Source organism: Ruegeria sp. TASC047, from assembly GCF_059612445.1.
This window is the reverse complement of the sequence record NZ_JBXWQP010000050.1, coordinates 56,613-81,007: the sequence shown is the minus strand read 5'-3', so window position 1 is coordinate 81,007 and position 24,395 is coordinate 56,613. Positions and strand designations below refer to the sequence as shown.

Below are 24,395 nucleotides of genomic sequence, written 5' to 3'. Positions count from 1 at the left end.
TTATGCGCTCCGCGGCTCAACAAACATCCGGCCGCGCATCTCCATGTGCAGCGCGTGGCAGAACCACTGGCAATAGAACCAGTGCACGCCCGGACGGTCTGCAATGAACGTGACCGAGGCGGTGGCCTGCGGTGCGACCTCCATCGCGATACCGAAGTTCGACAGGCAGAAGCCGTGGGTCACATCGTCCACGTCGTCCAGGTTGGTGACATAGACGGTCACCTCGTCACCCTGTTTGACGGTGAACTTCTCCATGCTGAACACGGGCGCGGTCGAGGTCATGTAGACCCGCACCTTGTTGCCATCCCGGATTGGTTCCTCGGCACCTTCGTCCAGATCGACACCGTCAGCGGCAGCCTGCGCCCGCGCCTCTTCCCACATCGGGTCGTTGCGGTCCCAGACATTGACCGGGTTCACCTTGGACCGGTGAACAATGATCGAGTCATGGGGCTCGGCAAAGGTCGGGCCGTCATGGACCACCTTCATCTTGTCGCCGGAAATATCGATCAGCTGCTCATTCTCGGGCTTCAGAGGACCCACGTTCAGGAAGCGGTCTTTCGAGAACTTATTCATCGAAATCAGCCACTTGCCATCCGCTTCGGCGGTTTCACCCATCGAGGTCGAGTTGTGGCCCGGCTGGTAATGCACGTCGACCTTGTCGACGATCGGGTCAACATCGGCACCCGCATAGGCCTCGATCGCCTTGGCGATGTCCCACTTCACCACCTGGCTGTCCAGGAACAGGGTGGTATAGGCGTTGCCCTTGCCGTCGAATGCCGTGTGAAGCGGGCCAAGGCCCAGCTGCGGCTCGGCGACAACAGCGGAACGCGGATCGGCGTTTTCGCTGAACAGCGCATCGACCTTTTCCACATCGATCACGGATACAGTCGGCGACAGCTTGCCGTTGATCATGATGTGTTTCTTGTCGGGTGCCGCGTTCACACCGTGTGGCGAGTTCGGGATCGGGATGTACCGGGTCAGGTTTCCACCCGCCTCTTTACGCCCGTCCACGACCTTGACGCCGTTCAGTTCCTGATAGTTACCTGCGGCAATCGCATCCTCGATGCCCTTGAGGTTGAACACGACCACATGGTCCAGCTCGTTCTCGGTCATCTCGGCCAGGTTCATACCCATTTCCGAGTTATACGAGGTCGAGAAGGCGTATTTGCCCTGATAGTCGCAGTCGGTGTTGTCGAGGTTGCCCGACACCATCACCTGCCACGCAATTTCCATGCTGTCGCCGTCGATGGCAGTAAAAATGTTCACATATTGCGACGGATCATCAAGGATCTGGCCGTCATTGACCAGTGGGGCCTCGTGCTCACCATTGGCAAAGACATAGCCGGTGCGCGGGAATTTCTGCGGACGCAGGCCGTGGATGTCATGCGCGTTCGGGATCTCGATGATCTTGTCGCATTTCATCACGTCACAGCGCACACGGGCCACGCGGGTGTTGGCCTTGTCGTTCATGAACAGATAACGGCCATCATAGGTGCCGTCGGTGAACGACATATGCGGGTGGTGCAGGTCGCCGTTGTCATAGGTGACCTTGCCGTTTGCAGCCAAGAACTCCTTGGTTTCAGGCAGCAGGCCTTCGGTCAGAACCTTCAGCGACTCGTTGGTCTGGCCCCAGCCCGTGGCCGAGCAGCGGTTGAACACCGGCACCCGCATCAGCTCGCGCATGGACGGCACGCCCAGAATGCGCAGCTCGCCAGTCTGGCCCGACGACCAGAAGCCGTAATATTCGTCCAGCTCGCCCGGTTCCAGATGCTGCTTGGCGGCAGCGCTGGCCTCTTTCGCGGTCATCAGGGTCGATCCCAGACCGGTCCCGGCGATGACGGCACCGGTGGCAGTGGCCCCCAGCATTCCGCGGCGCGTGATGTTCAGTTTGTTTTCTTGGTCCGACATGGTCGTTCCTCCTTTTTAGGAAACGGTTTTCGGTTTGGCGTTCGGATGGTTCGCCGGTGGTTGCCCGAGGGGGGTCTTAGGTGTGACCGACCCGGTCTTGGCCCGCCGTTTCAGTTGGCGGATAACGACGGGACATTTGTCCTCGGACTGATAGAGCACCTGACAATGCAGGCAGGTGACGCACTCGTTCGGATTGATCTCACCGGTGGGGTGGATCGCCTGAACGGGGCATTCATTGGCGCAGGTCTGACAGGGCGTGCCACAATCGTTGTAGCGGCGCAGCCAGTCGAACATGCGGATACGGGCAGGGATCGCCAGCGCTCCGCCCAGCGGGCAAAGATAGCGGCAATAGAACCGTTCAACGAACAGCCCGATCCCCAGCAGGACCAGCGCAAAGACCACAAACGGCCAGTCGCGCATGAATTTCAGAATGATCGCGGTCTTGAACGGCTCGATCTCGGCATATTGCTCGGCCAGCGGGATCGAGACGAAACTCAGGCCAAAAAGACCCAGAAAGATCATGTATTTCGCAGGCCAGAGACGCTCGTTCAGGCCCCAGGGCAAAGTCCATTGCGGCACTTTCAGCGCCCGCGCGATCTTGTTGGTCAGCTCCTGAAGCGCGCCAAACGGGCACAGCCATCCGCAATAGGCCCCACGGCCCCAGAACAACAGGGCTGCGGCCACGGCAAACCACTGGATAAAGACCAGCGGGTCCAGCAGGAACGCATCCCACGAGAACCCCGTGCGCAAACTGCCCGCCAGCGCCATCAGGTTCACCACGCTCAGCTGTGCATTGGCATACCAGCCGATGAAGAACAGGGTTATCGTCAGGTACCCGATGCGGAACCAGTAGAAGACGCGCGCATTCATCGTGGCGTGGAACTGGAAGAAGAACGTGGCAGTCAGCACCAGCAGCATGACACCAAGCCCGGCGATCTCGACAGTGCGATCCTTCCAGATGCGCTGCCACAGGGCGGCCTTGGCAGCCGCTTCGCCGGTTGCATCATCCACGACCGATGGCGCGGTGACGGGCAACAGGTACTGTTCCGGCAGTTTGTATCCCAGATCGAAGGTCAGAAAGGTCTTTTCAACCGCCCCGACGGCACGCTGCACCAGCAATTGCAGGCGGAACGGCTCGGCCGGGTCAAACTCGGCATCAGCGGGAATCTTGAAGATATCCAGTTCGGTAAAGCTGGGGGCATCTGGCGCGGCAACCTCACCCAGACGGCGCTGCTGCTTGTCAAAGAACCGCACTGAGCTGTCGCCCTGGATCAGCTGAATCCGGTCAAAGATCCCACCCCGGACATAGCCCGAGCCCTTGAAACTATAGGCCCCGCGCCCCAGTACCAGAATGGCCTGTTCGCCCTCGTCCAGCCAGTTGGTCAGGTTCTGGTATTCGGCCTCACCCAGCAGCGACATGCCGATAGACGGGACCGAAACCAGCGCCAAATGCATGTCGATGAAGGTGTCATCCGGCTCGCCCAGTTCGGGTCGCTTGATCGCGCGCTGATCCCCGGTGGCTTCAAAGGCGGCATTGACCTGCCCGACATCCAGCGTCATCCGCCGGACCGAGCCGTCTCCCGACAGTGTGGTCCAGTCGTAAATGGCATCCTGCGCCATATCGACTTCGCGCTGCGGCCCACCAGCCTGTACCGGAGACAATCCACCCAGCCCTAGCGCGCGGGCTACTTTGATCCCTCCGCGCACAAGGCTGTCGTCGATCACCATGATCGTCACGGTCGCGCCCGAGATAATGTCGAGGTCATGCCCCTCGCCCCCGGTTTCGGCCTCTCGTTTCAGGTCAAGCCCCGCATAGCCTTCGGTCAGTTCGACCATCCGGGAATTGGGAATACCGATCAGCACGATGGGTTCGGAATGCTTGACCAGCTGAACGCCGGTCAGAACAGCGTCCGCGTCGATGGCGGCAACCACGTGAATGGGTTTGCCGGAATAGCCGGTCGTGCCGACAAAGTCCGAAGTCAGAAAAGCCCACGCGATGGTATCGCCACCCCGAAGGACCGGGGCGACCTTCACGTCGCTGCGTACCGGGCCAAACGCGTCGGCACCCGGGGCTAGGTCAGCCGGATCAATGTCAGGAAGAAAGCTGGCAAGACTGTCGGCGCGTGCACTGATTGCGACACCGCAGGACAGAATGAGGGCCAGAAGGAAATGGATTGCGCGACTTATGACCACGGCGCACCTCCGATCAATTGGGTGGACGCCATGGACGCGCGCGGCGCGCGTTCAGATTCTTCTTGGGTCGTGAACGGGGGCCCTCGGGTTTCGGGCCACAGGTGTTTGGGGTTGTACAAAATGCACTTCCCCCCATGTTCAAAGCGTACATTTTGAACATTTCCGATGCTTGCGGACAGCAAAGCGCCCGGCATCGGTGCTGACGCCGTCACCGCACAAAGCGCACAGTCCGCGCATTTCGGGCAGGGCGCGGTTGGATCGGTGCTTTCCTCATCAAGGTCCACCTCAACCCAAACCGCTCCTGCCTCCGAGCAGATCTCCACCCACATGCTCTCACCGGGACTCGCCAGCACCGGGCCAAGCATTTGCAACAACAGAAGGAAAATGCCTGCCAGTCCACACGCCGCGCGTAACGCGCGAACAGGGAGGGTGTGGAAGGAGTTAAAGGCAGGCATGGAGAATCCAACTCGGTATTCTTTCCCGAGTCGTAGGCGGTTTTCCCTGTCCGATACTTGACTTTCGTCAGGCCTTTGGAATTTCCCTTCAGCCGTCCGCTTCGTCCATCAACCCACGCACCCATCGCCCTGCCAACCAGGACGCGGGTATGCCTAATGGTATTGACCAAAGGATTGCCGGAACCGGTCCAATCACCCCGAAACCGGCGCTGTGCAGGATCAGCCCGGCCAGAAACAGGTTGATGGCCACGGTCAACATGGTGGCTGGATAAAGCAGAATGGCCAGTTTCCAGACCGGCCATTTGCCTTCAGTGGCTGGTGCCTTCCGAGAAGGTGATTTTGTTCCAGACATTGTACTTCCCAGACGGTTTACGCATCGGCAGGCGGCGCACTTCTTCCAGCGTCTGCGCATCATAAACGATCACCGCGCCGTCATCTTCCCAGATCGAGACCAGCGCGTGGCGGCCATCCTTTGTGAACTCTACATGTGCCACGGTCTTGCCCGGGGCAGGGCGTAACGTCTTCACGATTTCAAGGCTTTGCTTGTCGATCACATGCATGGCATCCTTGTTGGGACCAAAGAAGACATCGGCCCAGACGTAAGGCGAGTTTTCGTGACTCCGCATGAAGAATCCCGGCCCTTCGGTCTTGATCCGCTTGACGGTTTCCCAAGTCTCCATGTCGATCACCGACACCGTGCCGTCGGTCAGATGCGGTGTGGCCATAACGGTCGTATCGCCATGCTTCCACGTAATCCCCGAGCCCAGATGCGGCATCCCCGGCAAGTCCAGATCGGCCACCTTGTGCCCAATAACAAGGTCGATCACCTGTCCGCCCTTGCCATCGCGCGCGGCACCCATGACGTATTCATAGCTTTGATCGAAAAAGAAATCGTCCAGATAGTCGGGCGTGGTGATCTTGCGCACCGGGAAGGGGTCAGGGTTCTTGAACTGCCCTTCGATGCGGAAGTCGTGACCCAACCCGGATTGCGGCGGGTTGGCTCCGTAAAAGACCTCCCAGATCTCGGGAACATCCTTGAGCGCCAGAACAAAGCTCTCGCGCGGGGGGGCCTGATACACTGCGGATACGCGGCTGGATTTTCCCGCTTTTCCTTTGATCGCAATGACTTTTGCCACCGACAGGTCTTCGGTCGACAGCAGGGTCAGACTGTTTGGCAGATAATTCGCAACGGCCAGCCACTTGCCGTCGCCGGACATTGCGATGTTTCGGCTGTTAAGCCCCGCCCGTACGCGCCCCACCTGTTGCAGGGCCCAGATGTCGTATTTCTGAACCCAGCCATCCCGGGACATGATGAAAACGTAACGCCCATCCGGGCTGAACTTCGGCCCGCCGTGAACCGCGAAGGGTGTCTCGAACCGGTCCAAAACCTCAAACGTGTCACCGTCCAGCACGCTGACATGATGATCCCCGGTTTCGACCACCAGGGTGATGTTCATCGGGTCACTTGACCACACTGGCGCATCAACCGGGATATAACCGTCATCCAGCGTGCGGCTGTCCATGATATGGGCCTCGCCCCATTCGGGGTCGGATTCCAGCGGTGATTTCAACCAGCCGGCCAGCTCTTCAATCTGCAAAGCATCGAGTTCGTGCGAGAAAGCAGGCATTTGCGTCGCCGCGCGCCCTTCCGCAATCACCGCCGCGATACGCGGCCCACGCATGCGCTGCAGCGTCTCTGAGATCAGTGCCGGGCCCACACCGCCCAGGCGGTTTTCACCGTGGCAGGACGCACAATGCTCGGCATAATCCGTTGGTGCATCCGCCCAGGCACCACCGGCGCCCAGTACAGAACACATCAACACGACCTTCATCTTTTCAAAAATACTTCCGTCGGAGGCTCCGTTAAGTGTCTCTAGCGCCCATGTCGAAGGCTCAGAGCAGACGGGACTAAAAGAATTGATGCGCCGGATCATGGCTTTTCCCCCGGAACGGCGTAACCCGCAGACGCTCACCTGCGTCGTCAACACCGATTTCTTCGTTTGTCAGGTAACAGGCAGGATCTTCGGCCCAAGGATCACCGGTCAGTTGCAGGGCTCGAATGCGGGTGTTGCCACCGCAGACATCCTTTAGCTCGCAGGCCCCACAGCGCCCCTTGAGGGGGCGCGGGCGCGTGCGCAGCATGGCCAGCATCGGATCGTCGCTGGTCCAAAGCTCGGAAAACGATGTCGTCTTAACGTTGCCTACTGTGTAATCAGACCAGTACGTGTCAGGATGAACCCGGCCCAGATTATCGATATTGGCCACACCCAAACCGCTGGAATTTCCTCCCCAAGCGGCCAGATGCTCGCGGACATGCGCAGCCTTGTCAGAGTCGAAATGCGCACGAATCCAGTTCAGGAAATACCCCGCATCTGCATCATTGTTGCCGGTCACGATGTCCAGCGGGCGACCGCCCGAGGCAGCCTCCCACGCGCGTTCCAACAGCAAATCCATTCCTTTACGGGTGCGCTGATGCTCGGCATCCTCGCCGCGGTTCTTGTCACCGCGCCCGGCATAAACCAGGTGCGACAGGTAAAACTTGTCGACGCCCTCGTCATCGCATAGCTGCAGCAGGTCCTGCAGGTGATGCTGCGTGCCTTCGGTCAGGCAAAACCGCAAGCCAACCTTGATGCCGCGCCTCTTGCATTCGCGCACACCGCGCAGGGCGTCGGCAAAAGCCCCTTCAACACCGCGGAACCAGTCATTCGTGGCCCCGATCCCATCCAACGAGATGCCAACGTAGTTGAAACCAACGTCGGCAATCATGTCGGCTGTTTCATCATGAATTCGTGTGCCGTTGGTCGACAGCGCCAGCATCGGCACAAGGTCGCGGGCACGTTTGGCAATGTCGAAGAAATCGAACCTGTCCAGTGGTTCCCCACCCGAGAGGATCAGGGCCGGGACGCGAAACTGGCCCAGATCCTCAAGGGTTACCATGGCTTGCTCGTGGCTGAGCTCGCCCGGGAACGCAACATCCGCCGAGACAGTATAACAATGGCGGCACTTCAGATTGCAGCGCCGCGTCAGGTTCCAGATTACAACCGGTTTCACAGGACCGGGGCGGCGTTTTCGCACCGGGGTCGGTTTGACCAGCTGGTGCATGTATTCGGTCAGGCGGAACATCGTCTCAGCCTTTCTTTTTCAGGCGCAGCCCGGTCTTTTTCAGAATGCGCGTGGAATAGAGGATATCCTTGGCCCGGCAGGCATCACCCAGGATCATAGTGATCTGGGCGCGTTTTTCCTCGACTTCATCCCGATCCGATCCGTGAACCATGGCAAACAGATTGTAAGGCCAGTCGGGCAGGGCGCGCGGGCGTTCATAGCAATGGGTGACAAAGGGTAGAGCACCGATCTGAGCGCCCAATTCGGCGATGCGGTCATCTTCGACATCCCAGACAGTCATGCCGTTCGAGGTCATGCCAAGCTTGTAGTGGTTGGGGGCGGCCGCGATGCGGCGGATTACGCCGCGCGCTTTGAGGGCTGACAGCCTCTCAAGCAGATCGGCTTCCTGCATCCCCAGATCATCAGCAACCTGAGCATATGGAGCAGAAACCAGAGGCAATCCGCCCTGTAGCGCTTGGATAATCTGTCTGTCTGTTGCGTCGATCATGCCGCCACCCGAAAGCCGATGTAGAATTCCTGAAGTTTGGGGAAACAAAGAACCTCGATCCCCGTTTCCCGTTCGATTGCATCGGCTGTGGCCTTGATCCCTTCGGGCGTTTCAGTGGCCAGTACGAACCACATGTTCAGCCGGTGCGTGCGTTCATAATTATGGGCGACCTCGGGGTGTGCATTGACTTTGGTCACGACGGCTTCAAATTCCCCGGCTGGAACGGCCATCGCACAGAGGCAGAAGGCACCGCCCATTGCAGCGGCATCGAAGAACGGCCCAAAACGTGTGATGACGCGGGTCTCTTTCATGCGCGTCAGGCGCGCCAGCAATTCGGCCTCGGACAGGTCAAGTTCTTTGGCGACTGTTGCGTAAGGATGTGAAACCAGTGGCAGATCGTCCTGCATACGGTTCAGGATCGCACGGTCAGTATGGTCCAGCGTCATGCGGCGACCTCTTTGGTTTGAATCAGGGCACCGGTCTGCTTGAAACAGCGGGTAGAGAACAGAACCTTGTTCCGTGCACCTGTCAGTTCGGACAGGGTCGTCGCACGGGCCAGTACGTCCAAAGCTTCGCTGCGGGACCGCGCGTGGATCATGGAATACAGGCGATATGGCCACACATCGGGCACCGGGTTGCGCTCGTAACACAAGGTCACCCCTGGGAAAGCGGCCAAAGCGGGGCCAGCGATGTCGATCTGCTCTGCCGGCAGGTCCCAGACCACCATCGCATTGGCCGACCAGCCAAGCGCCCGGTGACGTACGATGACACCCAGCCGCGAGATGATACCGGCAGCGTGCAACGCGATGACCCGCGCCATCACCTCATCAACGTCCCGGTTCAGCGAATGTGCCAAAGCTGCATAAGGTTCGGCGACCAGAGACAGTCCCGAGCTGAGCGTTTGCAGTAGACACCGATCGCCGTCGCGCATGGCGGATGCATCCACCTGACGCGCTGTGGGCACATTTTTGACCCCTCCGATCATGCGGAACCCAAGATCAACGTTGAAAGGGCGCACCAGCCGCAAATCCAGTACCCGCAGCCCGGTGACTCGGCTGATCCGTGCGAGGGAATCATCCACATGCGCCCGATCCGGGCCGGTAGCGACGAACCATAGGTTCCAAGCGTCCTCGCGCTGATAATTGTGGTTTACACCCGGCTCGGCGTCGATCAGGGCGGCAACCTCTTCCAGCCGCTCCTCCGGGACGGACACTGCTGCCAGCGTACTGGCCGTCACCACGCCGGGTGTGATGGTTGCGCCAACCCGCGTGATGCGGCCTGTGGTGCGCATTCTGGTCAGGCGGTGGATGACTTCGCTTTCGTCCAGTTCAAGAGCGGTTCCAAGAACCTGAAACGGGCGTTCGGTCACCGGGAAATCACGCTGAAATTCATCCAGCAAGCGGCGGTCGATCGGGTCTGTAATGTGTTGCATGACTTACAGACCCGTTTTGTGCGCACGCGCGGTAAAGAAGATACCCGACGGGCTTTCGGCCTCGATCTCACGTAGTTTTTCGAAGCTACGCGTGTCATAAACCATGACCTTGTTCGCATCGCGCACACTGATCCAGACCTCGTGCCCGCGCGGTGTGAATTCCATGTGCAAAACGGCCGGGCCGGGTTTGAATTCGTGAATAATCTGTTTGCTGACGGTATCGATGACCTGAATGGTATCGTTCAGCGGGTGGGCAAAGTTAACCCAGACCTGCCGCCCGTCCGGGCGGGCCATGGCAAAGACCGGCTGTCCGTAGGTTTGCGTGCGTCCGGTCTCGGTCAGGGTGGTGGCGTCGATCCACAAAACCTCGTGGTGGCCAACGGCGGGCAAGACAAATTCGGACCCTGTCAGCGCCCAACCTTCCAGATGGGGCATCTTGTAGACCGGCATTTCCTCCTGACCACGGCCATAGCCGGGTAGAACGCGGATCGGTTCCGGGTTGTCGGACCACAGATCAAGCGCGGTCAGACCATCCTCGCCAAACAGGCCGGTGATATAGGTGCGGCCATTGGCAGTGATCAGCGCGTCATAAGGGTTCTTGCCGATATCGGGGATCTTGGTGATCTCGGGCGCGCCTTGTGCGAAATCCGCGATCCATGTCTCGCCCGTGTCCCACATGGTGAAAACGAAACGGCGACCCGGCGCGTCGACCAGACCAATCGTTTTGCTGCCGGTGGGAATGTCAGCCACCATCTCCAGCGTTTGCGCATCAAACACCCGCACACCGCCGGGTTCGTAATTCGATACAGCGACAAGGGCGCCATCGTCCGAGATTGCGCCGCCAATGGCGTTTCCGGACTGCACAACACGGTTCACGATCTGGCGGGTGACGATGTCAACCTTGGTCAGGCCTCCGTCACGGCCAAAGACATAGGCAAAACGTTCATCCGGTGAATAGACCATCGAGGCGTGGGACAGATCGCCCAATCCTTCTATCCGGGCCAGAGCTGCACGGTCGGACTGGTCCACCAACAGGACCGATCCGCTGGCACGTTCGATCACCAGCCCAAGGTCTCCTGTTGCCATCGGCTCGGCCTGGGCCGTGGTCATCATCAATGTCGCCGCAAGGCTGAGGATAAGGTGTTTCATTGTGCCTCCTGTTCCAGCAGGTATCGGGCAATCCATTCGGCCTCTTCTTCGCTGATCAGGGGCCGCCACGGGGGCATCGCCGTATCGGGGATGCCGTCAAGGATGACGCCGGTCAAAACCTCGGCGTCATAATGCTCCAGTGTTTTCGAGCGCAGATCAGGCCCCAGGCCGCCTTTCAGCGACAACCCGTGGCACGAGCCGCAATCCTGATGCACAAGTCTTTTCAGTGCGTTGGGATCAATGACATCGGCAGCAAAGGCGGAAGTTGCGGCCAGAACCGCAGTTGTCAGAAAGGTTCGGGCAACCCACCCCTTGTGGCCGGGCACATTTCTGTTCGGTGCGGGACACGGCATATGTTTTCTGCACCCCAGCTTAGCCATGGGCCCGTTCCAGAATGGTCGCCACGGGCTGTTCGGCGTAGAGTGAGACAACTTTGCCGATGATGAAAAGCGTTGGTGCCTTCAACCCGGAGGTGCGCACGTCGTTGGCCAATTGGTCCAGCCGTGACACCAGCCGGCGTTCATCAGGTGTCGTCGCATTTCCGATGGCCAGAACCGGTGTTGATCCCGGTAGGTCTTCGGTCATCAGCCCCATGGCGATCTGGCCGATATTGGCCACACCCATATAGACCACCAGTGTCGTGTCCGGGTCGGCCAGGCGTTTCCAGTCCAGATCCAGCACTTTGTCTGCCTGCCGGTGTCCGGTAACATATTGAACCGAGGTGGCCAGACCGCGATGGGTCAGTGGCACGCCGGTCGAGCAGGACGCGCCCTGCGCCGCCGTGATCCCCGGTGCGTATTCGACTGCCACGCCATGGGCCATCAGATAAGCGGCTTCTTCCGAGCCGCGGCCAAAGATCATCGGATCGCCACCTTTCAGACGGGCGACCGTGTGACCTGCGCTGGCCTCTTCCAGAAGGATTTCGTTGATCCGGTCCTGTGGGACGGTGTGGCATTTGGGCGCTTTCCCAACAGGGATCAGCCGCGCGCCTTCGGCGCGCAGATTCAGGATATCAGCAGACACCAGCCTGTCATAGACCACCACATCTGCTTCCTGCAGCATTCGCAGGGCACGCAGCGTCATCAGCTCGGGGTCGCCGGGGCCTGCACCAATCAGAAAAACCTTACCGCTCATGTTCAAACTCGCTGGGTCTGAATGTCTTCGAAACCCGGGGTTTCCTGCGCGAATCCAATGCTTTTGCGGGACGTTGCTGGGTAGGCCGGGCGTGTCATGACGGCAGATTGGCGCAATCGAAAACCAACCTCCTTGACATAAGTTAAGGAGCGCGGGATTTGCTCCCGCGCCCCTCTGTTCAGCCTATGAAAAACCCGGGATCAGGGCTCGACAGTGATCATCCCGATCATGTTCTGTGTCTCCCAATGGGGCCCGCAGAGATAATTCTGAGGGCCGGGTGTGAGGAAGGTCATTTCGACCGTTTCTTCCGGGAACAACCGGTCGCTTTCGGGTTCGCTGCCATCTTTCAGCAACACACTGTGGCTGGTGCGCTTGTCGACATTCACCCATCGGACAGTTGTACCTGCCTTTACGGTCAGTTCGAACGGGCAGAAATTGTAGTTGTACATCAAAACCACTTTGGCGTCCTCGACCGAGGCCGAGGGGTGGCCGAACAGCTCGACATAACGTTCTTCGGCTTCGGCGCAGATCTCGGCGGTTTCATCTGACCAGGCTGGCGCAGCAAGAAGCAGCAGCGCGGGAAGAAGGCGGTGGGGTTTCATGGTCCATGTCTCCTTTCCAAAGTAATTGGGGCCGGGAGAACCGGCCCCAAACTGTTATTGCTTGACCACGTTGATAAACGCGCTGTCGTCGTCGAGCGCTAGGCTGGTATCCAGCGTTACGTGGTGGAACCGTGCGGCGGCAAAGTCATCATGGATTGCAAAACCGACCGTATAGGTTTGACCGGCCTCCAGCGGGACATCGCCGGGTGCGCCGGAGTTCAGCGGACGTGTGAAAACAACCGTCCACATGCCACCAGACAGGTTTGCCGAGGCTGCAATCTCACCATCATTGACCACCCGCTGTTCCAGCAGATAACCATTTGTGGCACTGCCGTCTGCGTAGACACGCATCAGGTCAAGATAGGTACCGTCAGCCAGATACTGCTCGATTTGTTCGGCGGCCTGCAACTTGTCCCAACCGCCCAAAGCCTTGCCGCCTCGACCTTTGATCTCGATCTCGGTGCGGCTTTCGCTGAGGTACTTGGTCACGGTGTCCTGAGCGGTCAGGCGACCGGAAACATCCCCGTTTGCGGCAATTGCATCGGCCTCAGGCGCAAAGGGCATATAGGTGTTGTCGGCGTGGCACGACGCCCAGCACCCGACCTGATCGCCCAGCTCGATACCGGTTCCGGTGATCATCATAGCGACCTTGATCTGGTTTTCAGGATCCATTTTGCCGCCATCGACAAACGGAGCAGGGTTGTGCCCCGCATCCGGCCATTGCAGACGGATGTACAGGTTTTCGTCATCATGTGCCGCCTGAACGGTTGCGTCGATCACACCGCGTTTGCCGGGGATCGGAGTGGGTTCCAACTCGCCACCGGCAACGATCTTGTTACCAATCGCATCCAGTTCCTTGGCATGACAGGTCGAACATTGATCGCCACCTTTGGTCAGCGGACGGGCCCCGCCATGGGTTTTTCCGTTCTGCACCCATTCAAACGACGCCTGGCCTGGATAGAACAGTTTCAGGTCCGCACTGGCCACCGCATTCCAGTCGATGTTGGCACCGACATCGCCGCTTTCACTGCTGGCAGGTGTTGCCGAACCATCGGTTGCAGCCGCTGCCCGCTCTTCCGCGACAGCGGCATCAACTGCTGCCGCAATCTGGGCCTGAACGGCCTCCTGCTGGGCTTTCTTTGCAGCTTTCTCAGCCTCGGCCTCGGCAGCTTCCTTGGCTTCGATCCGCTCAAGGCTGGCAAGGTATTCTGGCGGAATTGGTCGAATGAAGGCCGGATTTGGCGCTTCAAGCTCTTCCAGATATTCGTCGGATGCGCGGTCTCGGATGTTCGAGTGTGCAATACCCTTGTGGCAGTCGATACAGGTCTGACCGGTTTCCATTGCGTTCAGGTGCTGCTGACGTGCACGCGGACGCTGGAATTCGGGCATCATCGATTCAAAGTCATGGCAGTTTCGACATTCACGCGAGTCCGTCGATTTCATCCTCTCCCACTCATTCATGGCAAGATGAATGCGCTTGGCTTCGAATTTCTCACGTGTGTTGATGGTGCCGACCATCTTTCCATAAAGCTCTTTCGAGGCTTTTATTTTGCGGATGATCTTGTGGGTCCAGTCCTTGGGCACGTGACAGTCCGAGCAGACCGCACCAACGCCCGACCGGTTCACGTCGTGGATCGTGCCCTGGTATTCTGCATAAACAAAGTCTCGCATCTCGTGACACGAGACACAGAATTCCTTGGTATTCGTGGCTTCCATGGCGGTGTTGAACCCACCCCAGAAGATGATGCCGGCGGCAAAGACCGCAGCAATGCCGGCCACAGGCATTCCCCACAGGAAATACCGGCGCCAGATCGGTTTTTTCTTATCCGGTTCGGAAGTCATATCCGGGCTCCGTTTTGGCTGTCTTATCTGGCCTTTGGTGGCAGGCCGGTGAGTTTGGCGGATCTGTCAAACGAGGAAAGGGCGGGCGAGGGGCCCGCCCTTTCCGGTTTAGGCTGCGAACCCGTCAGGTGACGTGGTTCGACCGGTTGTGGACATTGAATTTGCCGGTCGGGGCGTAAAGCCCGTCAATCCGACCGATTTCTTCCAATGTCTTGGCGTCGAAGATCACGATCTGGCCATTGGGTTCTTTCGAATCCGACAGGTTCCACTTGGAAACCCAGACCTCGGTTCCGTCGGCGTTGAATTCGAAGTGAACAGCGGCGCTGCCTTCGTCTTCGGTGATCTGGATGGTTTTCACTATCTCGCCGGTCTCTTTCGAGATGACCTGAACCGATTGCTGAATTTCCGGCTCGGGGTGTTTGGTCTGGTCAGCCCAGATGTAGTCCGAGTTCGGATGGGTGCGGACAAACAGGCCGGGGCCGTCGGTTTCCACCTCGTAACAGGTTTTCCAGGCCTGATCCGGGTGACCTTCTGGGTCGTTGCCCCAGACTGTCACGGTACCGACACCCAGGTGGGTTGTGCCCGCCACAGGTCCGCAATTCGGGTCAATCCAGTTGGCGCCCGGACCGGGGTGCGGCAGGGCAGCGGTGTCGATCATCGCCTCAAGCTTGTGCGTTTCGGTATCGACAACGACCATCTTGTTCGATGCGTTTGCCGCGATCTGGAAGTACCGGCCTGTCGGGTCGAAGAACCCATCATGCAGGAACTTGGCCGAGTTTATCTTGTCGATCCGCAAATTGTCGAGGTCGGTGTAATCAACCTGCCAGAGCTGCCCCAGCTCTTTCACAGCAACAATCCATGTGGGTTCATTCGGCGTGGTGTAGATAGCGGCCACACGGGCTTCTTCCACATACTCACCATCTACGTTGGTGCCACGGGTCGAAACGACTTTGACCGGCTCCATGGTCTGCGCGTCAACAATCGCAAAGTGCGGCGGCCAATACCCACCACCGATCACGTATTTGCCGTCACCGGACACGGCGACATCGCGCGCGTCATAGGCGATCTTGACTTCCGAAACCAGCATCTTATCCGGCGTTTGCCAGAGATCGATCTTGGTCATCTTGCCGTCACGGCCCATTGTGTACCAAAAACGTCCAGGTGTTTCGGGTTCGGTGATGTTGTGATGTTCCGAAGCTTTCAGGACGTGCACGGCATAGCCGGTCGGAATATGCGTCAGCACTTCTTTCGTATCACCGTCGATGACGGCAACCTTGCCCACATCGCGTTCGATGACGACAAAGAAGTTTTCCCAGTTGCGACCGTGCAGCGGCTCGGTCGGATAGTCCGCTTCTTCGACATAAACCTTGCGGGTTGCCTTCATCTGTTCCAGCGACATTTCAGGCGGCTTTGGGGCCTCCATCATGATGTAGGTCGCCATATCCTTGATTTCCTGCTCGGACATGATGTCCGAGAAGTTGTTCATCCCGCCTTCAGTTCCCCAGGCGATGATTTTCTCAAGGCGTTCCTGACCCAGTTTCAGGGTGCCGCCTTCGGTTACGGTGCCGTCGGCTGCGGTCTTCTTCCAATGCGGCTCCAGGTTTTTACCGGTAGCGCCTTTGCGCAAAACCCCGTGGCAGCCTGCACATTGTTCAAAGTACAGTTGTTTCGAAGCTTCAAAGGCTTCGTCGCTAAGTGTTGGCTCGTCGGTAAAAGCTGGAGCAGCGACGCTGCCCAACAACATTGCCAATCCGACCCCAAAAGCGCGGCCGGTCTTGTTGTAGCTGATTCCAAGTGACATGATCACTCTCCATTTGCGTGGTGAGGCAATGCGGAGACTGATCCATCATGGGATTGTCATCCTTGACCAAAGTCAACGGGCGCGGCGCTAACTTCGTTCTTTGGGCAAAAACCGGGTGCAGATTTCAACAATAAAACCTGTTTTTTTCGCACATGTTTTTGATGTCTTGATTTCGGTTAAGTGCCCCAATCCCGTCGGACGGTACTGCTTGTTGAAGGACGAGATGGGCCATGGAGAGCAGGCATGTCATCTGCAATATCGCGCATTTTCAGCGAAGGCTTTCGGGTTTTTTTCCTTTCCGCCGGTCTTTATGGTGTGTTTGCTGGTGTCGCCTGGGGTGTTTGGCTGGCCGCACTGGATGGGCTTTTACCATATACCGACCAAAGTTATGGAATGCCCCCGGTCATGTGGCATGCCCATGAGATGATTTTTGGCTATGCAACGGCAGCACTGGGTGGGTTCTTTCTGACAGCAGTTCCAAACTGGACCGGCACGCCGGAAGTGCGGGCGCGCTTTGTCACGATCGTAGCGCTGATCTGGATGGCGGGGCGGCTGGCGGTGTGGTTTTCAGGATCGCTCTCTCCGATTACCGTCGCGATTATCGACCTGAGCTTTGTTCCAATTCTTGTCCTGAAAATTGCCAGCCAGCTGATGCGCAGGCCCAAGCCACAGAACATGATATTTCTGTATCTCCTGAGTTTGGTGTGGGTGGCCAACCTGATGGTTCATCTGGAATGGATAGGTGTCGCCGCGGACACGTTGAATACTGGGGTGCGCGCAGGGCTGCTGACCTTGTGTTCAATGATAGCGATACTGGGGGGACGTATTACTCCGGCCTTTACGCGCAATGCTATGAAACGCGACGGTGTGCCCGAAGCCCTGTGGCCGGTTTCAAACGCGGTGCTGGAAAAGGCCGTGATGGCGCTTGCCCTTGTGCTGCCGTTGTTGGTTCTGACCTTGGGCAGTGTTTCCTTGGCGGGTATATGCGCGCTGCTGCTGGGCGGCGCCCAGGTGATGCGCATGGCACGGTGGAGAGCGGGTTGGGCACTGCGGCAGCCGATCCTGATTGCTTTGCACCTGGGCCTGATGATGCTGGCCCTTGGGTTGTTGCTGTGGGGGGCTGCCGTCATCGGATATGGTAATGAGATCGGCGCGCTGCACATTTTGGGGATCGGGTGCGTTGGTGGCATGACCCTTGCCGTCATGAGCCGCGCCGCCCTTGGCCACAGTGGCCGGCCCCTTGTTGCTCCGTCGCCCATGGCGGTCGGATACGGGCTTATGGCGGCGGCGGCTTTGGTCCGCTGGCTGGGGTCCGGGCTGGCAGGTGCCTATATGGTGGCCATGCTGACGGCTGACGGGCTATGGATTGCCGCAATTGGGTTGTACCTGTTTGCCATGTGGCCCGCGCTGACAGGCCCGCGCGCAACAAAGCAGGGCTGACCCGTTCGTTTCGCCGCGGCTTGCCGTTTCAGGATATTAAGGGGCGTTCATTCTTGACGTGACGCTGGACGAGCGCGCGTGCGCGTCTTCCTTTTGCGGGTATTTGCCGCGCAGCCTGAGGGACGTGCCCCGGTTTAGCCAGTTCCGGAAACAGATTGAAGATTTCCTCTCGGGCGTCAGGGTGAACGCTGGACATGGCCTGCGCACCAGTGAACAGGCTCTCTGACGGGGCCCCTTCCGCGTAGATGATTTCATGACGGTCGAACAGCAAATGGAAATACGTGACTGACACGGTTTCGTCTGCGACACAGATTCCGGGGCTGGCAACAAGTATGTGGGCCGGAACAAGGATTTCTTCGGTTTCAAACATTCTGACGGCGATCCGGGATCGAACCAGCATACGGTGCTGTGGCGAAACAAGCAGGTCGCGCCGTGGTACCCGATCGCCCAGTGAACCGGCCTCGATCCGAATGGGTTTCAGCCTGGGACGGGCGCGAAGCGCCGCTTGATCAAGATGCCGCGTTCCGATCCAACGTATATGTTGCGGTCCATTGTCGGCAGTCACGACCATGTCACCCACCTTCAGATCCTCGATGGGCATCGGACCTTCTGGCGTCATTATAAGTGTTCCGGCAGTAAAGCACGGTACGTCAATGATGGCAGCCGGGTCAGTTGTGTCGGGCGCATTGGTCGGCGTGACATTCACGATGTTCATCGAGTAGGTCGTACCGGGCACAAGTGGTTCAGAGGTTATGTAGCCGCCCAATACGCCGTCAACTTCGACGCGATAAACAGTGATTGTGCCTCCGCCTGGTTTGGACAGAATGTAGGATTCTTCCAGGTATATTGAGCCACTCAAAAAGGTGGTCGAACCATCGAGGGTGGTGATAGTACCGGTCTGCGTCAGGTCATCGCCGTCTTCGTCGTCAAAGCGGTCACCGTTGAAAACATCCCCTGTATCGACAACAGGTGGTCCACCTCCGCTTTGAATAAAACCACCAGCTGCGTCAGTCACGCTAAACAAACGACGATCCGTGTCGGGATCAAAATTGACATCCAAAGTAACCGTGTCCGGCCCGATCGTATTTACCGTGATTACACCAGGCGTATAACCGATATAGGAATAGTTCGCCATTTCCACCCATCAATCTTTGAAACGAAATAAACACCTGTTTTCTCAAGCGCTTGAATAAGTTCGTCATACAATAAAGTCGATGCGAAAATGATGAGAATTGGTTCAGGTTTCAAGGCGATCCCAAGGTCATTTCGTTATTCTCGCTGTTTGCGGATGTCTGATCGCGTTTCTGAGCATACTTGAGAAGTCTTGACTTTCGTTAAGGCAAACCCTGCGCTCACCCTTCATGTTTCATGCACTAGCTAATCTGCGCAAAGGAGAGCGCGATGCGAGAAGTCATGACAAAGAGCATGGCTCGCAACATATTCTATGGCGGGTCACTGTTCTTCATCCTCATCTTTCTGGCTCTATCAGCCCATTCACACCTGTATATCGTCAATTCCGAAAATGCCGCGAAGCTCGACGAAAGTGTGGTTCGGGGCAAACATGTTTGGGAAAAACACGCCTGTATCAACTGTCACACGATCCTTGGCGAAGGGGCGTACTTTGCCCCTGAGGTCGGCAATGTGATGACACGTTGGGGCGTGTTGGACGACCCGGAATCGGCCTTTGAATCCCTCAAGGGCTGGATGGAGGCACAACCCACCGGCATTCCCGGTCGTCGGCAGATGCCGCAATTCAACCTCAGCGACGAAGAGATCCGGGATCTGACCAACTTCCTGATCTGGACGGACAACATCGACGCTCAGGACTGGCCACCCAACGAGGCTGGCTGAGAAGGGGAATGGAGCAATGAAATACGAATCCCAAAAAATCGCCTATGCCTACTTTGCGGTAGCCATGGCACTGTTCGCGATACAGGTGATCGGCGGCCTGCTGGCCGGCTTCATCTATGTATTCCCTAACTTCCTGAGCGAGCTTCTGCCGTTCAACATCGTGCGGATGCTGCACACCAACGCGCTGATCGTCTGGTTGATACTGGGCTTTTTCGGTGCGGCCTATTTCCTGATCCCGGAAGAGGCCGAGCGTGAAATCCACTCGCCCAAGCTGGCCTATTTGCAGCTGATCATTCTTGTGGTCGGTACGTTGGGCGTGGTTTTGACCTATGTCTTCAACCTGTTCGAAGGCAACTGGTTGCTGGGCAAAGAGGGGCGCGAGTTCCTTGAGCAACCCAAATGGGTCAAGGCCGGTATCGTCGTTGCCGCTCTGATGTTCCTTTACAATGTGTCGATGACCGTTCTGAAGGGGAAGAAGACCGCAATTACCAATATCCTGTTGTTGGGCCTGTGGGGTCTGGCGCTGCTGTTCCTGTTTGCCTTCTACAACCCAGGCAACCTGTCTCTGGACAAGCAATACTGGTGGTATGTTGTCCACCTGTGGGTCGAAGGTGTGTGGGAACTGATCATGGCGTCGATCCTGGCCTACCTGATGCTGAAGCTGACCGGTGTGGACCGTGAGGTGGTCGAAAAATGGCTTTATGTCATCGTGGCCGCTGCGCTGTTCTCGGGAATTCTTGGAACAGGTCACCACTACTATTGGATCGGCACCCCCGGTTACTGGCAGTGGATTGGGTCGATCTTCTCAAGCCTCGAGGTGATCCCGTTCTTCGCGATGATGGCCTTTGCCTTCGTCATGGTCTGGAAAGGCCGTCGTGACCATCCCAACAAGGCCGCTTTGCTGTGGTCGCTGGGCTGCGCAACGCTTGCCTTCTTCGGTGCTGGTGTCTGGGGCTTCCTGCATACGCTGCACGGGGTAAACTACTATACCCACGGCACACAGATCACTGCGGCCCACGGTCACCTGGCCTTCTACGGAGCCTATGTTTGCCTCAACCTGGCGATCTTCAGCTATGCAATGCCGATCCTCAAGAACCGTGATCCTTACAATCAGGTGCTGAACATGGGATCGTTCTGGCTGATGACCAGCGGTATGGTCTTTATGACCTTCGTGCTGACCTTCGGCGGAACCGTGCAGACGCACATGCAACGTGTGGTCGGAGATTACTTCATGGACGTACAAGACCAGATCGCAATCTTCTACTGGATGCGTCTGGGTTCCGGTATCGTCGTGGTCCTTGGCGCGCTGCTGTTCATCTACTCGATCTGGGTTCCCCGGAAAGAAGTTATTGAACCCGGCGCCGCCGAAACCCCTGCGGAGTGATGATGGATATGGATGGCTCCATAAAACTGAATGAGGGGGCGGCAAACGCCCCCTTCTACCTGCCCCAAGGCGATGAATGCGATGTGTTCACCGCGGCTTATAACAACGACTTGCCAGTTCTGCTGAAAGGTCCGACGGGCTGCGGCAAGACCCGCTTTGTGGCCCACATGGCCGCAAAACTTGGCCGCCCGCTTTATACCGTAGCCTGCCATGATGATCTGGCGGCTGCCGACCTGATTGGCCGTTATCTGCTGAAAGGCGGGGAAACCGTCTGGGTCGATGGCCCCCTGACCCGCGCAGTGCGCGAAGGCGCGATCTGCTACCTCGACGAGGTGGTCGAGGCCCGTAAGGATGTGACTGTCGTTCTGCACCCGCTGACCGATGACCGGCGCATCCTGCCAATCGACCGCACCGGCGAAGAGCTTGAGGCCGCACCTGGCTTTATGCTGGTGGCGTCGTACAACCCCGGATACCAGAATATCCTGAAAACCTTGAAACCCTCGACCCGGCAGCGGTTCATCTCTTTGGAGTTTGATTTCCCATCCGCGCAGATGGAAGCCGAAGTGGTCGCACAGGAAAGCGGTCTACCGCTGGAACGTTGCAAGCCGCTGGTTCGGCTGGCGGGTAAGCTGCGCGGGCTCAAGGGTCAGGATCTTGAGGAAGGCGTTTCCACCCGACTGGTTGTTTATGCCGCAACACTTATCGCACAAGGCATGTCCACCGACCGCGCCATCCTCGCCGCCATGATTGAACCTCTGACAGATGACGAGGATATCAAACGCGGGCTCCTCGATCTTGTTACGGCTGTCTTTGGGTGAGGCCGGCCGATGGTCAAGATCGATTTTGAGCCATGGGAACCCGAAGAAACGATCGGGAAACTGTGGCACACCCTTGCCAGCCGCCTCGATGCACCCCAGGTGCACGATGGAGCCGCGGTCGACCTCTCTGAGGTCGCGGGGCGGCTGGCCGTCCTCTTTCGAGGGCTGGGCGGTGGCCCGGGCGTAGAATTGCGCCCGGTCTCGCCCGAGGTTTCACATCATCGCCTAAGTTGGCGTCGTCGTCTGGCGACCGAAGTGGAGCTGATGCCGCGCGCTTCGTTTGATGGCGAAGTCTTGCGCTTGCCGGACCGGTTGGCGGTTTTTCCTGCGCGCGAAGCCAATGGCGCGCTGTATGTCTGGCTGGCCGCTGCGGCTGCCCATGCCGGAACGCGAATTGATGAAGACGATCCGCTGCGTGCCGACCTGCGCGCGCTGATCGCCGCGCAGAAAATGGTTGATACTACGCTGGACGACGCCCCCGGCCTGCGCCCGCTTTACACTGAACTTTGCAAGGGCGTGCTGCATCAGCGCGATATCCCCAACCTGCCACCGATTGAGGACGCAGTTGAAGAGCTGATCCGCCATAAGTTGGGTGACCCTCAACCGCTGTCGGCGAAAGCCGAGCAGCTTCTGACACTGGACGAGGACCTGATCGCCCCTCGCGGCTATCAGCCTATGCGCCCGGTTCCCCTGTGGCCCGAACTGCGCGCAGTTGGCTTTTCCGAACATAACGAGGTGGAAAACCCCGAAACTGAAGGTCCACCCGAGGAATCCGGTGAGAAAACCCACCGCGCCCGTCGTCGCAAATCGGATCAGGCCGAGCGCAGCGACAGTTTCATTCTGCATAAGTTCGAAGCCATCCTCAGCTGGGCCGAGTTCCTGAACATCAACCGCCGCATCGACGATGATGATCCCGACAATGCCAAGAAAGCGGCCGATGACCAGGAAGAGATTGGCCTGGGTCAGATATCAAAAGCGCCGCCAACGCGGCTGAAACTGCACCTTGATCTGGCACCCGAGGATGTGAACCGGGAGCGTCTGTCTGGTCGCATCCTTTATCCCGAATGGGACGTGCGCTCGGGCCGATATCTAGCAGATCACGTCAACGTCCTGCTGTCGGATGCGGATATCCGCGACGATGCTGCTGCGTTTGGTAAGGACCCTGCCACCGCCCGCCGTATCCGCGCGGTCAAACGCCAGTTCGAGGCGCTGCGCCCTGGGCGCGTGATGACACGCGGCCATCTGGACGGTGACCAGTTGGATATCGAAGCCGCCGTGCGCGCCGAAACTGACCGTATGGCCAGTGGCGAAAGCAACGACCGCATTTGGCAACAATCCCGCCCCGAGGCGCGCGATCTGGCAGTCTCGATCCTGCTGGATGTCAGCCGGTCCACTGAAAGTGCCGTAACCGGTCGCGCCGTGATCGACATTGAACGTGAAGCCCTGGCTGCTTTGGCCTGGGGCCTGAACGCCTGCGGTGACGATTTCGCCATTCATGCCTTCAGTTCGCTGAAACGTCAGCGCGTCTATATCCAGCGATGCAAACGGTTTGATGAGCCGATGGGCGCCAAAGTTGAACAACGTATCGCATCACTGCGACCCGGTCACTACACGCGGCTTGGGGCCGCGATCCGCCACTGTTCAAAGGATCTGGCAAGTCAGACCCGCAAACGCCGCCTGTTGCTGGTGATCACCGATGGCAAACCCAATGACCTTGACCATTACGAAGGGCGTCACGGTATTGAAGACACGTGCATGGCCGTGCGTGAGGCACGCCGCGCCGGGCAATCGGTTTTTGGTGTCACCATCGACAAAACCGGCAAAAGCTGGTTCCCCCGCATGTTCGGACAGGGCGGTTTCGCTGTTATCCCAGACCCGCACCGCCTGACCATGGCGTTGCCGCAAATATATCGCCAATTGGTCGGTGCATGAGTGAAACCTCCTTCATCGACGAGCTTCCGGGCGAATTGCTGATGTGGGTTCTGATTATCAGTGAGCTGCTGGTTTTTGGTGCCGGGCTGATCGCGTTCATGGGCGTTCGCCTGACCGACCCTGCAGGCTTTGCCGAGGCGCAATCGCATCTTTATCGAACAGGTGCAGCCTTTAACACTGCAATACTGGTCACATCTGGCTACCTGGCCGCGCAGGCGCTGAACTGGCGCCGCGCGGCATTCCGGTTCAAGGCCAGGCTTGCCCTGACAGGCGCGGCCGTACTTGGGATCGCATTCCTGGTTATCAAAAGCGTGGAATATGCTGGAAAGGCGGGGCAGGGCATTACCTATGAAACCCACCCGTTTTTCATGTTCTACTACCTGCTGACAGGATTTCACGCGGCGCATGTTCTGGCCGGGGTGGGTATCCTGTTGCTGGTCGCGTGGCGCGATGATCCTCGTAACATCGAGGCGGGCGCACAGTTCTGGCACATGGTCGATCTGGTCTGGATCCTGCTGTTTCCCGTGATTTATCTTCTAGGATAAACAATATGTCGGCAACTTCATCTATTACTAAATACTCCCGCCGGAGGCGTCCGAACTCACTCACCGGCGCGTGGCTGGCGCTTTTGGCGCTCAGTCTGGCTTCAACGCTTTTGACCCTGATGAAAACGCCTGACGCACTCATTGCAGGCGGTATCCTGCTCCTTGCCCTGATCAAAACCCGTGTGATTCTGGCCCGATATCTGGACCTGGCTGAAAGCCCGGGCTGGCTGCGTGGCTTCACCTTGGTTCTGACGGGGTTCTCTGCTGTGATCTTCGCACTTTACCTGATCTGAAAAAAG

Annotated in this window: 22 protein-coding genes; 7 read left to right on the top strand and 15 right to left on the bottom strand. The window is 58.2% G+C overall.

Features of this window, described 5'->3' with window-relative positions; translation table 11 throughout:
• The 14 genes from nosZ to AC2FLO_RS17935 all read right to left on the bottom strand — a co-directional run bounded on the left by nosZ (position 1) and on the right by AC2FLO_RS17935 (position 16,126).
• Positions 1-1,908: a TAT-dependent nitrous-oxide reductase gene (nosZ, locus tag AC2FLO_RS18000; RefSeq protein WP_209507040.1), complete on the bottom strand. Its 1,908-nt coding sequence runs from the start codon at positions 1,906-1,908 to the stop codon at positions 1-3.
• A 15-nt stretch (positions 1,909-1,923) separates the two neighbouring features.
• On the bottom strand, positions 1,924-4,101 hold the full coding sequence (locus tag AC2FLO_RS17995) for a 4Fe-4S binding protein (protein ID WP_496754067.1): 2,178 nt from the start codon (positions 4,099-4,101) through the stop codon (positions 1,924-1,926).
• Between the two features lie 543 nt (positions 4,102-4,644).
• Positions 4,645-4,908 carry a hypothetical protein gene (locus AC2FLO_RS17990; protein WP_209507042.1) on the bottom strand — a complete coding sequence of 88 codons (264 nt, stop codon included), beginning with the start codon at positions 4,906-4,908 and terminating at the stop codon, positions 4,645-4,647.
• The gene (locus AC2FLO_RS17985) at positions 4,865-6,373 is read right to left on the bottom strand and encodes a cytochrome D1 domain-containing protein (protein ID WP_496804379.1); all 1,509 of its coding nucleotides are present in this window, start codon (positions 6,371-6,373) and stop codon (positions 4,865-4,867) included. Before AC2FLO_RS17985 ends, AC2FLO_RS17990 begins: the two co-directional genes overlap by 44 nt.
• 91 nt (positions 6,374-6,464) lie before the next feature.
• Positions 6,465-7,679, bottom strand: coding sequence for a heme d1 biosynthesis radical SAM protein NirJ (gene nirJ / locus AC2FLO_RS17980; protein ID WP_496754069.1), 1,215 nt, complete (start codon positions 7,677-7,679; stop codon positions 6,465-6,467).
• A gap of 4 nt (positions 7,680-7,683) precedes the next feature.
• Positions 7,684-8,166 (bottom strand): siroheme decarboxylase subunit beta, encoded by a 483-nt coding sequence (ahbB, locus tag AC2FLO_RS17975; RefSeq protein WP_480484307.1) that lies wholly within the window; start codon positions 8,164-8,166, stop codon positions 7,684-7,686.
• Positions 8,163-8,612, bottom strand: coding sequence for an Lrp/AsnC family transcriptional regulator (locus AC2FLO_RS17970; protein ID WP_496754071.1), 450 nt, complete (start codon positions 8,610-8,612; stop codon positions 8,163-8,165). Before AC2FLO_RS17970 ends, ahbB (AC2FLO_RS17975) begins: the two co-directional genes overlap by 4 nt.
• Positions 8,609-9,598, bottom strand: a complete 990-nt coding sequence (gene ahbB, locus AC2FLO_RS17965; protein WP_496754073.1) for a siroheme decarboxylase subunit beta — start codon at positions 9,596-9,598, stop codon at positions 8,609-8,611. Before ahbB (AC2FLO_RS17965) ends, AC2FLO_RS17970 begins: the two co-directional genes overlap by 4 nt.
• A 3-nt stretch (positions 9,599-9,601) precedes the next feature.
• Positions 9,602-10,747 carry a cytochrome D1 domain-containing protein gene (locus AC2FLO_RS17960; protein ID WP_496754075.1) on the bottom strand — a complete coding sequence of 382 codons (1,146 nt, stop codon included), beginning with the start codon at positions 10,745-10,747 and terminating at the stop codon, positions 9,602-9,604.
• On the bottom strand, positions 10,744-11,073 hold the full coding sequence (locus AC2FLO_RS17955) for a c-type cytochrome (RefSeq protein ID WP_480488726.1): 330 nt from the start codon (positions 11,071-11,073) through the stop codon (positions 10,744-10,746). The genes AC2FLO_RS17960 and AC2FLO_RS17955 overlap by 4 nt, the downstream gene beginning before the upstream one ends.
• A 46-nt stretch (positions 11,074-11,119) precedes the next feature.
• A complete protein-coding gene (gene cobA / locus AC2FLO_RS17950; protein ID WP_496754076.1) occupies positions 11,120-11,881 on the bottom strand; it encodes a uroporphyrinogen-III C-methyltransferase in 762 nt (253 codons plus the stop codon).
• Positions 11,882-12,081: 200 nt separating this feature from the next.
• Positions 12,082-12,483: a cupredoxin domain-containing protein gene (locus tag AC2FLO_RS17945; RefSeq protein ID WP_496754078.1), complete on the bottom strand. Its 402-nt coding sequence runs from the start codon at positions 12,481-12,483 to the stop codon at positions 12,082-12,084.
• 54 nt (positions 12,484-12,537) lie between these two features.
• A complete protein-coding gene (locus AC2FLO_RS17940; protein WP_496754080.1) occupies positions 12,538-14,325 on the bottom strand; it encodes a NapC/NirT family cytochrome c in 1,788 nt (595 codons plus the stop codon).
• Positions 14,326-14,449: 124 nt separating this feature from the next.
• Positions 14,450-16,126 (bottom strand): cytochrome D1 domain-containing protein, encoded by a 1,677-nt coding sequence (locus AC2FLO_RS17935; RefSeq protein WP_496754081.1) that lies wholly within the window; start codon positions 16,124-16,126, stop codon positions 14,450-14,452.
• A 243-nt stretch (positions 16,127-16,369) separates the two neighbouring features.
• Between AC2FLO_RS17935 and AC2FLO_RS17930 the strand changes: the two genes are divergently transcribed.
• Positions 16,370-17,566 carry an NnrS family protein gene (locus AC2FLO_RS17930; protein ID WP_496754083.1) on the top strand — a complete coding sequence of 399 codons (1,197 nt, stop codon included), beginning with the start codon at positions 16,370-16,372 and terminating at the stop codon, positions 17,564-17,566.
• A 28-nt stretch (positions 17,567-17,594) separates the two neighbouring features.
• Here AC2FLO_RS17930 and AC2FLO_RS17925 read toward each other — a convergent pair whose 3' ends face one another.
• Positions 17,595-18,701: a Hint domain-containing protein gene (locus AC2FLO_RS17925; RefSeq protein ID WP_496754085.1), complete on the bottom strand. Its 1,107-nt coding sequence runs from the start codon at positions 18,699-18,701 to the stop codon at positions 17,595-17,597.
• A gap of 266 nt (positions 18,702-18,967) precedes the next feature.
• Between AC2FLO_RS17925 and AC2FLO_RS17920 the strand changes: the two genes are divergently transcribed.
• Genes AC2FLO_RS17920 through AC2FLO_RS17895 form a run of 6 tightly spaced genes read left to right on the top strand, consistent with a single transcriptional unit; the run spans position 18,968 to position 24,389 of the window.
• Entirely contained in the window at positions 18,968-19,417 is a 450-nt protein-coding gene (locus AC2FLO_RS17920; protein WP_209597154.1) for a c-type cytochrome, read from the top strand.
• A 16-nt stretch (positions 19,418-19,433) separates the two neighbouring features.
• Entirely contained in the window at positions 19,434-20,801 is a 1,368-nt protein-coding gene (locus AC2FLO_RS17915; protein WP_480477361.1) for a cbb3-type cytochrome c oxidase subunit I, read from the top strand.
• 8 nt (positions 20,802-20,809) lie between these two features.
• Positions 20,810-21,619: a CbbQ/NirQ/NorQ/GpvN family protein gene (locus AC2FLO_RS17910; RefSeq protein WP_267365163.1), complete on the top strand. Its 810-nt coding sequence runs from the start codon at positions 20,810-20,812 to the stop codon at positions 21,617-21,619.
• Positions 21,620-21,628: 9 nt separating this feature from the next.
• Complete coding sequence (locus AC2FLO_RS17905; RefSeq protein WP_496754087.1) at positions 21,629-23,551, top strand: nitric oxide reductase activation protein NorD; 1,923 nt, start codon at positions 21,629-21,631, stop codon at positions 23,549-23,551.
• Positions 23,548-24,096, top strand: coding sequence for a cytochrome c oxidase subunit 3 (locus AC2FLO_RS17900; protein WP_209597161.1), 549 nt, complete (start codon positions 23,548-23,550; stop codon positions 24,094-24,096). Before AC2FLO_RS17905 ends, AC2FLO_RS17900 begins: the two co-directional genes overlap by 4 nt.
• Positions 24,097-24,101: 5 nt before the next feature.
• Positions 24,102-24,389, top strand: coding sequence for a cytochrome C oxidase subunit IV family protein (locus AC2FLO_RS17895; RefSeq protein WP_496754088.1), 288 nt, complete (start codon positions 24,102-24,104; stop codon positions 24,387-24,389).
• Positions 24,390-24,395: the final 6 nt, after the last annotated feature.